Annotated in this window: 12 protein-coding genes; 4 read left to right on the forward strand and 8 right to left on the reverse strand. The window is 68.3% G+C overall.

All coding sequences use genetic code 11. The features are described from left to right. The 4 genes from AC3ENO_RS14595 to purE all read right to left on the reverse strand — a co-directional run. Positions 1-1,656 (reverse strand): LGFP repeat-containing protein (locus AC3ENO_RS14595; protein ID WP_434971308.1); only part of this gene is annotated, 1,656 nt, incomplete at its 3' end. Between the two features lie 52 nt (positions 1,657-1,708). Next, on the reverse strand, positions 1,709-2,791 hold the full coding sequence (locus AC3ENO_RS14600; RefSeq protein WP_434971309.1) for a glycosyltransferase: 1,083 nt from the start codon (positions 2,789-2,791) through the stop codon (positions 1,709-1,711). A gap of 42 nt (positions 2,792-2,833) precedes the next feature. Continuing rightward, on the reverse strand, positions 2,834-4,303 hold the full coding sequence (locus AC3ENO_RS14605; RefSeq protein ID WP_434971310.1) for an LCP family protein: 1,470 nt from the start codon (positions 4,301-4,303) through the stop codon (positions 2,834-2,836). Continuing rightward, positions 4,300-4,767, reverse strand: coding sequence for a 5-(carboxyamino)imidazole ribonucleotide mutase (purE, locus tag AC3ENO_RS14610; protein WP_434971319.1), 468 nt, complete (start codon positions 4,765-4,767; stop codon positions 4,300-4,302). The genes AC3ENO_RS14605 and purE overlap by 4 nt, the downstream gene beginning before the upstream one ends. A 110-nt stretch (positions 4,768-4,877) precedes the next feature. Here purE and AC3ENO_RS14615 point away from each other — a divergent pair, with 110 nt between their 5' ends. After that, positions 4,878-5,726 (forward strand): nitroreductase family protein, encoded by an 849-nt coding sequence (locus AC3ENO_RS14615; RefSeq protein ID WP_434971311.1) that lies wholly within the window; start codon positions 4,878-4,880, stop codon positions 5,724-5,726. Positions 5,727-5,759: 33 nt separating this feature from the next. Here AC3ENO_RS14615 and AC3ENO_RS14620 read toward each other — a convergent pair whose 3' ends face one another. From AC3ENO_RS14620 to AC3ENO_RS14630, 3 genes are all read right to left on the reverse strand, one after another. Beyond that, positions 5,760-6,920 (reverse strand): 5-(carboxyamino)imidazole ribonucleotide synthase, encoded by a 1,161-nt coding sequence (locus AC3ENO_RS14620; protein WP_434971312.1) that lies wholly within the window; start codon positions 6,918-6,920, stop codon positions 5,760-5,762. Positions 6,921-6,996: 76 nt separating this feature from the next. Beyond that, positions 6,997-7,572, reverse strand: a complete 576-nt coding sequence (locus AC3ENO_RS14625) for a PH domain-containing protein (RefSeq protein WP_434971313.1) — start codon at positions 7,570-7,572, stop codon at positions 6,997-6,999. 18 nt (positions 7,573-7,590) lie between these two features. Further along, positions 7,591-8,367: a biotin--[acetyl-CoA-carboxylase] ligase gene (locus tag AC3ENO_RS14630; protein ID WP_434971314.1), complete on the reverse strand. Its 777-nt coding sequence runs from the start codon at positions 8,365-8,367 to the stop codon at positions 7,591-7,593. 241 nt (positions 8,368-8,608) lie between these two features. Here AC3ENO_RS14630 and AC3ENO_RS14635 point away from each other — a divergent pair, with 241 nt between their 5' ends. The 3 genes from AC3ENO_RS14635 (at position 8,609) to AC3ENO_RS14645 (ending at position 11,455) form a co-directional block, all read left to right on the forward strand. Further along, positions 8,609-9,442: an endonuclease domain-containing protein gene (locus tag AC3ENO_RS14635; RefSeq protein ID WP_434971315.1), complete on the forward strand. Its 834-nt coding sequence runs from the start codon at positions 8,609-8,611 to the stop codon at positions 9,440-9,442. Positions 9,443-9,620: 178 nt separating this feature from the next. Further along, positions 9,621-11,210, forward strand: coding sequence for an acyl-CoA carboxylase subunit beta (locus tag AC3ENO_RS14640; RefSeq protein ID WP_434971316.1), 1,590 nt, complete (start codon positions 9,621-9,623; stop codon positions 11,208-11,210). Between the two features lie 5 nt (positions 11,211-11,215). After that, on the forward strand, positions 11,216-11,455 hold the full coding sequence (locus tag AC3ENO_RS14645; RefSeq protein WP_434971317.1) for an acyl-CoA carboxylase subunit epsilon: 240 nt from the start codon (positions 11,216-11,218) through the stop codon (positions 11,453-11,455). 340 nt (positions 11,456-11,795) lie between these two features. Here AC3ENO_RS14645 and AC3ENO_RS14650 read toward each other — a convergent pair. Further along, positions 11,796-12,590, reverse strand: a 795-nt coding sequence (locus tag AC3ENO_RS14650) for a hypothetical protein (RefSeq protein ID WP_434971318.1), incomplete at its 5' end; no start/stop codon positions are given.

Raw genomic sequence — 12,590 nt, forward strand, 5'->3', positions numbered from 1 at the left:
GAACGCCTGATAACACCCTCCCTGCGCAAGCCCACACACACGCTGCGACACCGGATATCCCAGCAGACCCCACTCCGCGTGCTGAGACGAGTACTCAGCGGCATTGTCTCTACCGACAGCAATGCTGGCCGCGGAGGGCGTACGGTAAATCAGTCCACCTTCAAAGGCCTGGTAGCATCCGCCCCTTGCGAGTCCGCAGACAAGATCCCCCGTAGGGTAGCCAATGGTCCCCCACTCGTAGTCTGGGCCCCAGCCCGCTCGTACTTCCGCGCCCACAGCAAATGAGTAGCCGGCTGGCGTATGGAACACAAGTCCGCCCTCGAACGGCTGGTAACAACCACCGCGGGCGAGGCCACAGACCTGACTGCCCACGGGGTATCCAAACGTCCCCCACTCCGAACTAACCCTCGTGAACGCGGCGTGAGTTTCCAAGGTCAGTAGATGGGCACCCGCCTTCGACGAATAGACAACGCCACCCTCGAACACTTGGTAGCAGCCACCGCGGGTGAGTCCGCAGACCGTGTTCCCCGTTGGGTAGCCCGCGCTCCCGCCTTCGAATGACGGCGCCCAGCCAGGACGAATGACTGAGGCCACGTCGAACACTCCGCCCGCCGGAGTAACGTAGATCGCACCGCCCTCGAACGCCTGATAACAACCGCCTCGAACCAAACCGCAATCGAGACCAGTAACGGGGCTCCCTAGATAACCATCCTCGCCACCCAGCTGTTCATAGCGTCCCCTGACGACAGCCGCCACCGAGTCCTGCGTCGACCCGAACCAGTCGGTGAAATAGTTGAAGAAATTTCGGTTGCCGTACGACGAGCACGAGTCACCAGTGCCATAGCCCGCAGCGATAGCCGCAGCATTTGGCTGATAGGGCGTGTAGTAATAGAGGTTCGCCGTCGCCTGGTTTTCGATATAGACCGGCCCGCGTCCACATCCACTGTTGGGGTGGTAGAGAATATTCCAGATCTTACCCGGCGCGTACCACGTGAAGTAGTTGCTGGTGCCCGGCGGGTTGGCGTAACGCTTCAGCTGCCATGCGCCGCCGTAGACCTGATTGAACAGCCCGTAGTATCGCGCGTCGCACGCGGCTGTATCGGGACAGCCCTGCCCCATGGCTGCCTGGTAGGCCCATGAGCTGGGAGCTGTAGACGTGATAAGGCCCTGCTCTTTTTGCAGCATGACCAGAATGACCTGTGGGTTGATGCCACAGGCCTGCGCGACCTTGTAGATCACTCGCGAGGCACGTTCGGATCCGCCGCCGGAGTATGCACCGCACATGGCGTCGGCGGCGATCGACCGTGTCTGGACGTAGTAGTCTTTAAGGCACGTGTAGCCAGACCGGCACGAGGAGACCTTCGACTCAAGAAAAGATTGGATCTGCGCTTCGGTCATTGTCGCGGAGTTGAAGAAGACCGCATCGCTGATGATGTTTCCCGCCTTGAATTGACTGAGGTCGGCAGCCTTGACGATCGAAGCATCGACGGTCGACGCAGCTGTCTCCGACGCCGATACGTCAACCGCGAGGGCGCTCGAGGCGGGAACGAAGCTAACGAGGCCCCCTGCGACGAGGAGCCCGGAGGCGATAATCGCCCACGCGGCGAACGCGAGCCCCCGAAGTCGCCGTGGGGTTCGGCCTAGATATCGCGCCATGTTACTAGTGTGACGCAAGTACGCTCTCGTGACGAGGAGCGCCGAGCGGGATCTACAAGTCGGCATGCAACTGCCACACCCGCTCGCCGGCTTCTCGCCACGAGAAGGCCCGTCCGCGATCGGCAGCGAGCGTGGCCGCGCGGCGGCGCTCGGCATCCGGCCCAAGAAGTGGCGCGACGGATGCCGCGAGGGCATCCGCTCCACCCTCGATGACCGGTCCCCCCTCACCGACGAGTTCGCGATGGACCGGTGACGCGGCGGCAATGACGGGAACCCCGAGCGCAAGCGCCTCCAGCACACGCCACCCGTAGGAGGGCAGTACGCCGGGAGCGACGAGAACGGATGCCGACGCGATCGCCGACGCGCGGTCTGCCGCATCCACGGCCGGGGCCAGCACGGCGGACCCGACGCCCTCCGCGTCTGGCGGCGCGTCGAGGACGACGACAGGAGCCTCCGGAACCTCCCGCCCGAGCGCGGCTATCAGCGCGCCCAGCTCCGCCGCCGTGACCCCCGCCCCGTCGACAACGACCGCGCCTTCGGGCACGCCCAGTGTCCGCCGACGTCCGACGGCATCCCGCGGCTCGGCGAATCCGTCCGGCGCGGCACCCGCGATCACCCGGATCCGGCCGCGCAGCTTCGTACGCTCTGCCAGCTCCTCCGCCATGGCGTGCAGCGGCACGACGACGGCATCCGCGTGCTTCTCCGCACGCTTGAGCATCGCGCGGTGCCACGCAACTGACGCCTTCGAGACGCGCTCCGGGTGGGTCCAGGGCGTGAGGTCCCAGATCGTGACCACGGTCTGCTCGTGGTTGTGGACGCGGTCGTGACGAACGAGGGGCGCGAACAGCGTCGGCGAGTGCAGCATCCCCGCCCCGAGGCCGCTGGGAAGGCCGAGGGAGACTGCGGTGGCGAGTTCCCGGCGCGGGATCGGCGAGGACTCGACCCCGGCAAGGCCCTCGAATGCCCGCACCTCGGCGAGCGCGTCGTCGCCGGCCGCAGGAACAACCCCAGAGACCTCGCATCCCCGTGGTGCGGCAGCGATCAGGGCGCGCGTGAGCTCCCGCGAGGCCATCGCGAGGTCGGGATCGGTGGGCGCGACCAGCTGATCGAGCACCACCCGCAATGTCGTCGTCACAGCATCGAGCCTGTCGTCGGGGAAACCGGGAACCTCACGCGCTTACGCACCGGGCGTGGGTGTGGGAGTCGGCGGATGCAGCGTCTGCTGCAGGTAGCTCTGAATGAACGCGACATCATCGGCCGAAAGCTCCTCGGGGATGACGCCGATGCCACCGACCGAACTCGGAGTCAACTCGATGGTCGTGACCGGCTGCTCCTTCGACTTCAGCGCGAGCTCGGCGAAGTAGGGCACCATCGACTGCGGGATGTCGGTCTGCACGATGGCCGTGCCGGCCGTCAGAACCTCGTTGAACCGGTTGAGGACGTTCATCGGCGTGAACTGCGCGAGGATCGCCTCCTGCAGTTGCCGCTGGCGCAGCATCCGGTCCCAGTCGCTCGTGGTGTAGCGGGAGCGCGCGTACCACTGGGCCGTGTCGCCGTCCATGTGCTGCAGACCGGGCTCGATCCACCCGATGGCCCACTCCTCGGCAGGTTGGCCTTCATAGGAGGGTCCGCCGCCCTTGGGGAGCCGCTCGCTGACCTCGATGTCAACGCCCCCAAGCGCATCGATGAGAGCGGCGAAGCCGTGCATGTCGATGAAGACGTAATACGGGATCTCGATCCCGAGAAGCCCTTCTGCGGCATCCTTTGTCGCTTCGATGCCGGGCTCCGAGCCGTTGGCGACGGCATCCGGATACAGCGCGGTGCCGTCGCGGCATACTTCGACCTCGGTCCGCAGCTGGTTGATGCCGCTCCCCCACCCGCAGACCGGGTCGGCATGGCCGGTGTGGCCGTTGGGGTACAGGTCCTGCATAGGACCGGGAGCGAAGGGGACATTGACCATGTCGCGCGGGATGCCGGTGATGGTCACGGCGCCGCTGTCGGCGTTGATGGAGACGACCGAGATGCTGTCGTAGCGCATCGAGTCGCGACCCTCGCCACTGTCGGCGCCCAGCAAGAGGATGTTGTAGTAGCCGTCCGAGGGCGGCACCGAGGGCCCGGATTCGGCGAAGATCGCACCGAACGAGTCCCGCAGTCCGCCAAGCCGATCGGATGCCCAGACCACGCCGCTGCCGGCGAGGACGAGAGCGGCGATACCGACGAGCGCGACGGCGAACCGCGCGAGAGGGCCGGTACGGACGAGCCGCACGAGCCGGAGGGTGTCGATCGTGAGGATGACCCACAGCAGCAGGTAGGCGAAAAGCAACCCTTGCACCACGAGCAGCACGAACCAGTTGGTGGCGATCGCGAAGAAGGCCTGCTGCCACAGCAGCAGGGTGATGACCGAGACCGCGACGAGCGCCCACGCGAACAACGTGGCGCCGAGCCCGAAACGGCCGAGGCGCCGATTGCCCGCGAGGACCTGCGCTGACCCAGGGATCAGGAAGTTGAGGATGAGCAGCCACCACGCTCGCCGCGTCATCATCGGCCGGGATGCGGTGTTCGGGTAGCGCAGCGGGCGATTCTCGATGACCGGACGCCGGGTCGACGGCCGTGCACCAGTCGGTCGGGGCGGACTCGCGACGCTCACAGCGCCTCCTTGAGCCGCCGGTTCTTCTCGGCGACGACATCCTCGAGTTCTCGCGCGTACTGCTCGATCGCGTCGGCGTGATCTGGGTCGGCGATTCCCAGCATCCGGACTGCGAGGAGCCCCGCATTGCGGGCGCCGCCGATCGACACGGTCGCAACCGGGATGCCGGCGGGCATCTGGACGATGCTCAGCAGCGAATCCATGCCGTCGAGGGTCGCGAGCGGGACGGGCACCCCGATCACGGGAAGGGCGGTGACCGAGGCGAGCATGCCCGGGAGGTGGGCTGCGCCGCCGGCTCCGGCGATGATCACACGGATGCCGCGACCTCGCGCCTCGCGGCCGTACGCGACGAGCTTGTCGGGCGTGCGATGGGCCGAGACGACCTCGACCTCATGCGGCACACCGAAGTCGGTGAGCGCCTGGGATGCGTCGCTCATGACCCGCCAGTCCGAATCCGACCCCATGACGACACCGACGAGCGGGTTGGCGGAGCTGTGGAGCGGAGCGGTCACCGAACCAGGCTAGGGTGCATGGCTGGGGATTGCCCGGAACGGCACCCCCGAAAGGAGAATCCGTGACCGATCGCGCGCACCGGGCCGCTGCCCCCGACATCGATGCTCTCCTTCGCTCCCGCTACGGCGCCGCAGCTCCCGCACTGACCGACCCGCTGCTGCGAGGATCGGCCACCCTCGCCACACTGCTGCGCCACCGCACCGTACGACGCTTCACAGACCGGGTGGTGAGCGACGAGACGATCACCGCCCTGGTCACGGCGGCGCAGTCAGCGGCGAGCTCGTCGAACCTGCAGCTGTGGAGCGTCGTCGAGGTGCGGGATACCGGCACCCGGCGCGCCCTCGTGGACGAGGTGGGGGCGAGCACGTTCGTCGCCCAGGCCCCCGTCATCCTGCTGTTCGTCGCGGACTGGGCGCGAGCATCGGCGATCGCCGCGGCGCAGGGCGAGAGCGATGCGGCAGCCGACTACCTCGAGTCCACCCTCGTCGCCTTCGTCGACGCCGCCCTAGCGGCGCAGAACGCCGTCATCGCGGCCGAGGCGCTCGGACTCGGCACCTGTTACCTCGGATCCGTGCGCAACAACCCCCAGCGCGCGGCCGAACTGATCGGGCTGCCCCCTCGGGCAGCAGTGGCGTTCGGACTCGCGGTCGGCTACCCGGACCCCACCGACCCCGCGGGTATCAAGCCCCGACTCGCGCCGAGCGTCGTGCACTCGCGCGAGCGATACGAACCGGTGACGGCCGCGGATGTCGCCGCGTACGACGGTGAGCTCGCCGCGTATCACGCCAGCCAGGGGCGGCCGACAGGGTGGAGCCGGGCCGTCATCGGCCGCGTGCGGGATGCCGCAGGGCTCAATGGCCGCGATCGGATGCGGGCCTGGCTCACCGGCCGAGGTCTCCCCTCGAACTAGGCATCCGGCACCGACGAGTCGGCAGGGGACGCGTCAGTCGAGAAAATGCGCGGCCGCGGCACGCGCCTCGTACACGACCTCGTCGAGGTCGGTCCCGAACGCGTTCACGTGCCCGACCTTGCGTCCGGGCCGCGGCTGCTTGCCGTAGGTGTGAATGCGGGCCGACGGATGCTGCGCCATGGCCGCCGTGAAGCGATCGGACAGGCCGCCCTCGCTCGGTCCGCCGAGAATGTTGACCATCGCCGACCACGGTGCGACCGGCGACGTATCGCCCAGCGGCAGGTCGAGCACAGCGCGCAGATGCTGCTCGAACTGGCTCGTGACGGCGCCGTCCTGCGTCCAATGCCCACTGTTGTGCGGGCGCATCGCCAGTTCGTTGACGAGAATGCGATCATCCGCCGTCTCGAACATCTCGACCGCGAGCATCCCCGTGACGCCGAGCCCCTCCGCGATCCGCTCTCCGACCTCGGCTGCCGCCGCGACCAGCCGCGCGCCGGCGCCGGGGGCAGGGGCCAGGACCTCGGCGCAGACCCCGTCGCGCTGTACCGTCTCGACCACCGGGTACGCGCAGACCGCGCCCGACGGTGTCCGCGCGACCTGTTGGGCGAGCTCTCGCGTGAAGTCGACCAGTTCCTCCGCCAGGAGCGCGCCGCCACGCGCGTCCTCCGCGAGCGCCGTGAACCAGTCGGCGGCGCCGTCGGCTGTCGACACGACGCGCACGCCCTTGCCGTCGTACCCGCCGCGCGGGGTCTTCACGACGGCCCGGCCTCCGTGATCATCCAGGAACGCGCCGAGCTCGGCAGGCCCTGTCACGGCGGCCCAATCCGGCTGCGGCATCCCCATCTCCTGCAGCCGCGCGCGCATCATCAGCTTGTCCTGCGCGAACCGCAGCGCGTCCGGGCCGGGGCGCACGGCGATCCCCGCATCGACGAGGGCGTGCAGCACATCCTGGGGAACGTGCTCGTGGTCGAACGTGATGACATCGACCTCCCGTGCGAAGGCGAGCACGGTGTCGGCATCCCGGTAGTCGCCGACGGCAGTGGCCGCCAGCGCCGCCGCCATGCCTTCCTGCTCGGCAAGCACCCGGATCTCGACTCCGAGTTCGACGGCGGGAGCGATCATCATCCGCGCCAACTGTCCGCCGCCGATCACACCGACGCGATAGGTCATAACAGTCCTCTCGTTCCCGTCCATTCTGTCGCGAAGCCGCGGCAGATCCCACGCCGCCGCGTGCGCACGGTTCGCCGCGGCCTCGAACGGATGCCTCGTCTCACGCCTCAGGCGGCGTCTGTCCGTCCCGGTGAGCGAGGATCTGATTGACCTCGACCTGGTCGATGAGCACCTCGTGGATGAGGGCGACCTTGGGGACGCGTGCAATCCGCATCGGAGGGTCGACCCCGTTCGAGAGGATGAGCGTGCCGCTGCCGGCGAGGCGCTGGATCGGTCCGCGTCGCATCTGCACCGAGTACCCGCGCACGTGCGCCAGTTCGCGGCGACGGGTCACGAACAGTCCGCTGCGTTCGATGACCCGACGGGTCGTGATCGTGTAGACGTGCGCTCGCCAGGCAAGGAACGGCAAGAACACGAGCAGCAGGATGACCACGGCCGCGGCCGTGAGCAGCATCCAGTTCTCCAACGGTGCCGGCAGGTTGTCGAAGAAGTAGCCCGCGGCGGCCGCGACCGCGATCAGGACGAGCGCCGAGAGGAAGAGCACCGGCCGCCGACCCCGGATCTTCGCGATCAGCAGTTCGGGAGTGGAGACGCCCGGCGCGGGAGCCAGGGGCCGCCCGGCATAGTTCGGCTGCGGTGAGAACCCGGATGACCCGGTGCCCGGTTGCAGCGACATGCTCCTATTGTGCTGCCCTCAGCGGACGTGGATGACGTCCCCCGCCGCGACAGCGATCGATTCGCTTCCGCGTCGCACGACGAGCCCGCCGGACGGGTCGAGATCCACGGCGACACCGTCCAGGACGCGGTCGCCGGGCAGGAGTACGCGCACGTCGCGTCCCAGTGTGCTGCACTCGGCTCGCACGCGCTCGCGTGCATCCTCGGCGGCCGCGGCTCCCGGCGCGCCGAGAGCCGTCAGCATCCGATCGAGCGCGCCGAGGTAGCCAGCAAGCAGAGCATCCTCGTCGGGTTCGGCGCCTGCCAGGGCGAGGGAGGTCGCCGTGGGCACAGGGAGTTGCTCGGCAGTCATGCGTGTGTTCACCCCCGACCCGATGACCACCGCATCGGGATCGGCAGGGACGACCTCCGCGAGGATGCCGCACACTTTGGCACCGTCGATCAGCACGTCGTTCGGCCACTTCAGCGTCACGTCCGACCGCACCTGAGCGCGGATCGCCTCGGTCATGGCCACGCCTGCCAGCAGCGGCACCCAGCCCCGGCGCGACAGCGGGACGCTCGGGATGCGGACGAGCACCGAGATCGCCAGGGCAGCCCCCGGCGGAGCCGACCAGGTGCGATCGAGTCGGCCGCGGCCGGCCCGCTGGTCGTCGGTGATGAGCACCGAGAGGTGCGGGTAGTCACTCGGCTGCTCGGTCACCGCGGCGACCAGCTCGGCGTTGGTCGACTCGCAGTGCTCCCGAACATCCAGCCGTCGCGCGATGGCCGCGCCGCGCGGAAACTCGGCTCTCTGCATCCGATCACTGTAGACCGCGGGTCTGAGCGGCCCGAGCGTGCGGCGGGGCGAGGGGAATCGGCGCGCGCGAGGAGCATGAGAGTGGATCGACCCTCGTGTCGGCAGATTCTCCTTCTTTCGGCAACGATCCGGCTGCCCGTCGCGGCTGTGCCGTCTCCTCCCGAGGGGCTCCGCGCGCGTAGCTCTGCACCGGATGCCGCACGACGCGCCGCCGAGCCGGTGAACGCGTCATCGTCTCAGGATGCGCGTGCTTCGTCCTCATCTCGGTAGCCGTGGATTCGCTCACCGTCGCGATCTCACCGATGCGGGATGGACGAATGACGCGCTCCGCGCTGCAGTGCGTCGCGAGAGGCTCATGGTCGTGCGACGGCAGTGGATTCTCGACCCCGACGCACCCGCCGAGCTCGTCCTCGCAGCAACCCAGGGCGCTCGGGTGACCTGCGTCAGCGCCTCCGCCTTCCTCGGATTGTGGACACCCGAAGGCACGTCGCGGATTCATCTGTCGATTCCCGCCCACTCGAGCTCGCGGCACGAGGCCGTGCGGTGGCATCGCAGCACGGCCATCGTGCCGAGCGGACGCACGCTCGTCGAGCCGGTCGAGAACGTCCTCGATCACGTGGCCCGCTGCCTGCCCCATGAGCAGGCGCGTGCAGTGTGGGAGTCGGCCATCATCGCCGGGCACTCCACCCCCGCCCGATTGCGGGCGACGCGTTGGCGCTCACGCGCCGCGCAGCGGCTGTCCACGACCTTCTCCGCAGCATCCGGTTCGGGGATCGAGACCCTCGCCGTCACGCGACTGGCGCGGGCAGGCATTCACATCCAGCAACAGGTCTGGCTTCTCGGGCACGAGGTGGACGGGCTCATCGGCGACGGCCTCGTCGTGCAGTTCGACGGATTCGCCTTCCACAGCAGCGCCGCCGACCGCAGCCGCGACATCGCGCACGACCGCGCTCTCCAGCTCGCCGGCTACACGGTGCTGAGGTTCGACTACCGCGATGTGACCCGACGCTGGAGCGTCGTGGAGAACGCCATCCGCGCGGCGATGGCCCAGGGGCGGCATCGACGCGCTCCGTGAGCAGAGGAGTGTCTGCGCAGATGAGGATGATGCGCGCAGTGGAGCCCTCATCTGGGCCGAATCCCCTCAGCTCATCGAGGGAAACGGATGCCGAACGCCACGGATGCGACAGCGGATGCCCCGGCGCGTTGTCGCTGGTCTCCAAGGGCTCGGCGCGACGCGCGGATAGTGTGGAGGCGTGACCGACGACATCGACCTGTTCACGACGGCCGGCAAGATCGCCGATCTACGCGCGCGCTACCAGGAGGCGGTCATCTCCGCCGAGGAATCGGCCCGCGAGAAGCAGCACGCGAAGGGCAAGCTCACGGCGCGGGAGCGCATCGCTCTGCTCGTCGATCCGGGCAGCTTCGTCGAGTTGGACGAGTACGTCCGCCACCGCACGACGGCGTTCGGCATGGACAAGTCCCGCCCCTACGGCGACTCGGTCGTCACCGGAACCGGCACCATCCACGGCCGGACGGTGGCCGTCTACGCGCAGGATTTCTCCACCTTCGGCGGGTCTTTGGGCGAAGTGGCCGGCGAGAAGATCATCAAGGTGATGGAGCTCGCGCTGCGCTGCGGGATGCCGATCATCGGCATCCTGGACTCCGGCGGTGCCCGCATCCAGGAGGGCGTGGTCGCCCTCGGCAAGTACGGCGAGATCTTCCGCCTCAACACGCGGGCATCCGGGGTCATCCCGCAGATCTCGATCATCATGGGGCCGGCAGCCGGCGGCGCCGTGTACTCCCCCGCTCTCACCGACTTCGTGATCATGGTCGACAAGACGAGCCAGATGTTCGTGACCGGTCCCGATGTCATCAAGACCGTCACAGGCGAAGACGTCGGCATGGAGGAACTCGGCGGCGCCTACACGCACAACACCCGTTCGGGCGTGGCGCACTATCTCGCCGAGGACGAAGACGACGCGATCGACTACGTCCGCACGATGCTCGGGTTCCTCCCCGACAACAACCTCGCCGAGATCCCCGAGTACGAGACCGCGTTCGAGTGGGAGACCACGGATGCCGACCGCACGCTGAACGCGATCATTCCCGACTCCCCGAACCAGCCCTACGACATCCACCAGGTCATCGCGCACATCGTCGACGAGGGTGACTTCCTCGAGGTGCAGCCGCTGTTCGCGCCGAACATCGTGATCGGCTTCGGCCGCATCGAGGGGCGCACCGTGGGGATCATCGCGAACCAGCCGTCGCAGATGGCCGGGACGCTCAATATCGAGGCGGGCGAGAAGGCCAGCCGCTTCGTCCGGTTCTGCGACGCCTTCTCGGTGCCGATCGTGACGCTCGTGGACGTCCCCGGTTACCTGCCCGGCACGGACCAGGAGTGGACGGGTGTCATCCGACGCGGCGCGAAGCTCCTGTACGCGTATGCCGAGGCCACCGTGCCGCTCGTAACCGTCATCCTGCGCAAGGCGTACGGCGGTGCCTACATCGTCATGGGCTCCAAGCAGCTCGGCGCCGACGTCAACCTCGCCTGGCCGACAGCCGAGATCGCGGTGATGGGCGGACAGGGCGCGGTCAACATCCTGTACCGGGGTGAGCTCAAGAAGGCGAGTGAGACCGGCGAGGACGTGGCTGCGGTGCGCGCTCGCCTCGCCAACGAATACACCTACAACGTGGCCTCACCGTTCCTCGCCGCCGAGCGCGGTGAACTCGACGGCATCATCGAACCGGCGCAGACCCGCGTGTCGATCGCGAAAGCGCTGCGGTCGTTGCGCGGCAAGCGGGCAAGCCTGCCGCCCAAGAAGCACGGAAACATCCCCCTCTAAGCGCGATGACGATCAGAGAATCACGTGCCGACGAGCCCGACCGCACCGTGCCGATGAGCATCGTCCGCGGCGAGGCGACAGCAGAGGAGATCGCGGCTGTCGTTGCCGTCGTGTCGGAGCACTACGCCACTGAGCAGTCCGAAGCCGTCGCGGACGAGCCGCAGCGCTCGGCGTGGGCGCTGTCGCAACGGATGCTGCGGGAGCCGCTTCGACGTGAACTCGGCTGGAATCGCACCCCGTGCTGACCGCTTTCGAGCGTGTGGCCCAGTCGTCGACCGGACCAATTTTGTCCCCCAAAATACCTACAGACGAATCGTTGCGACTCGGCAAGACTGGTTATCGCTGGAACGCAGTAGCGTTCGGCTGAACCGCCGCCACCTCTTGTGTGGCGCGGCCCAGGTTCGGCCACGCGGCCGGTTTTCGGGTAACCGTCCGCACCGGCGAGGGGCGGACGATCTGTCCGCCCCTCGCCTCTCTTGTTGTGCACCTCCGTCGGCCGGGCCGCACAGATCACCAGGATGCGATCGCCTGCTGCGCAGCATGCACGGCGCATGGTGGCGCCCCGGCCCACGCACCGCCGACAGGTCACACCGGAACGTCTGGGTCCGAGGGAAATCGGGTGATCTCTGTCCAGAGGTCGACGGTGTCCTCGTCGCTGAGGCCGCGGCCGGCATCCGACCGGCCCACGACCGTGACGGCGACGCTTTCGTGCGGCGAGGTACGGATATAGAGCCGGTCCGAACGCGCCGAGCGCAATGCGGCCACCAGACGCGCCCGAATGCTGGCGAGGCTCTCCGCATCGACCCCGTCGAGGCCACCTTCGTCGAGTACCGTGACTGTCGCACCGCGACGGCGCGCCGCCTCGAGCTCCTGGCGAACGGCGTCGTCCAAGAGGCGGGCGCCGCGCAGCTCATCGCGCAGGCTTCCCTCGGCGAGCCGCGCTTCCACGCGCTCGTCCGGCGTCAGCGCACCGCCCTGCGCAATGGTGCGGGCAAGCACGGGGCCGGCCACCGAGAGCGCGCGTTGGATCTGTACCCGGCGCTCGCGCTGGCGCACCGTGTGGGCCGCCTGCCACGCGGATGCGGCGCGCTGCAGCTCCACGAGCTTGGCAGTGTCTGCGGCCGCGCGGTCGGTCAGCATCACCAGCAGCTGAGCGAGTCCCACCCAGAGGACTGAGCCCACGAGCCCCCTCTCGAGGGCGTCGACGATACCGAGCCAGAACCACGAGATCACCGTGAGCAGGCCGATGCCGATCCACGCGAAGATCGGCCGACGGCGCACCATCACGATGACCATGAGCGCGCCGATCCCGCCGAGATACCAGACGACATACGGTTCATCGATCGCGTCCCGCGGAACGGCCAACGAGAGGGCGTTGGG

Source organism: Microbacterium sp. bgisy207 (genome assembly GCF_057706855.1).

Coding starts and splice junctions, on each gene's coding strand:
- AC3ENO_RS14635 (WP_434971315.1), top strand. CDS start 8,609: ATGCGCGTGCTTCGTCCTCATCTCGGTAGCCGTGGATTCGCTCACCGT.
- AC3ENO_RS14630 (WP_434971314.1), bottom strand. CDS start 8,367: ATGCAGAGAGCCGAGTTTCCGCGCGGCGCGGCCATCGCGCGACGGCTG.
- purE (WP_434971319.1), bottom strand. CDS start 4,767: ATGGGGTCGGATTCGGACTGGCGGGTCATGAGCGACGCATCCCAGGCG.
- AC3ENO_RS14620 (WP_434971312.1), bottom strand. CDS start 6,920: ATGGACGGGAACGAGAGGACTGTTATGACCTATCGCGTCGGTGTGATC.
- AC3ENO_RS14645 (WP_434971317.1), top strand. CDS start 11,216: ATGACGATCAGAGAATCACGTGCCGACGAGCCCGACCGCACCGTGCCG.
- AC3ENO_RS14625 (WP_434971313.1), bottom strand. CDS start 7,572: ATGTCGCTGCAACCGGGCACCGGGTCATCCGGGTTCTCACCGCAGCCG.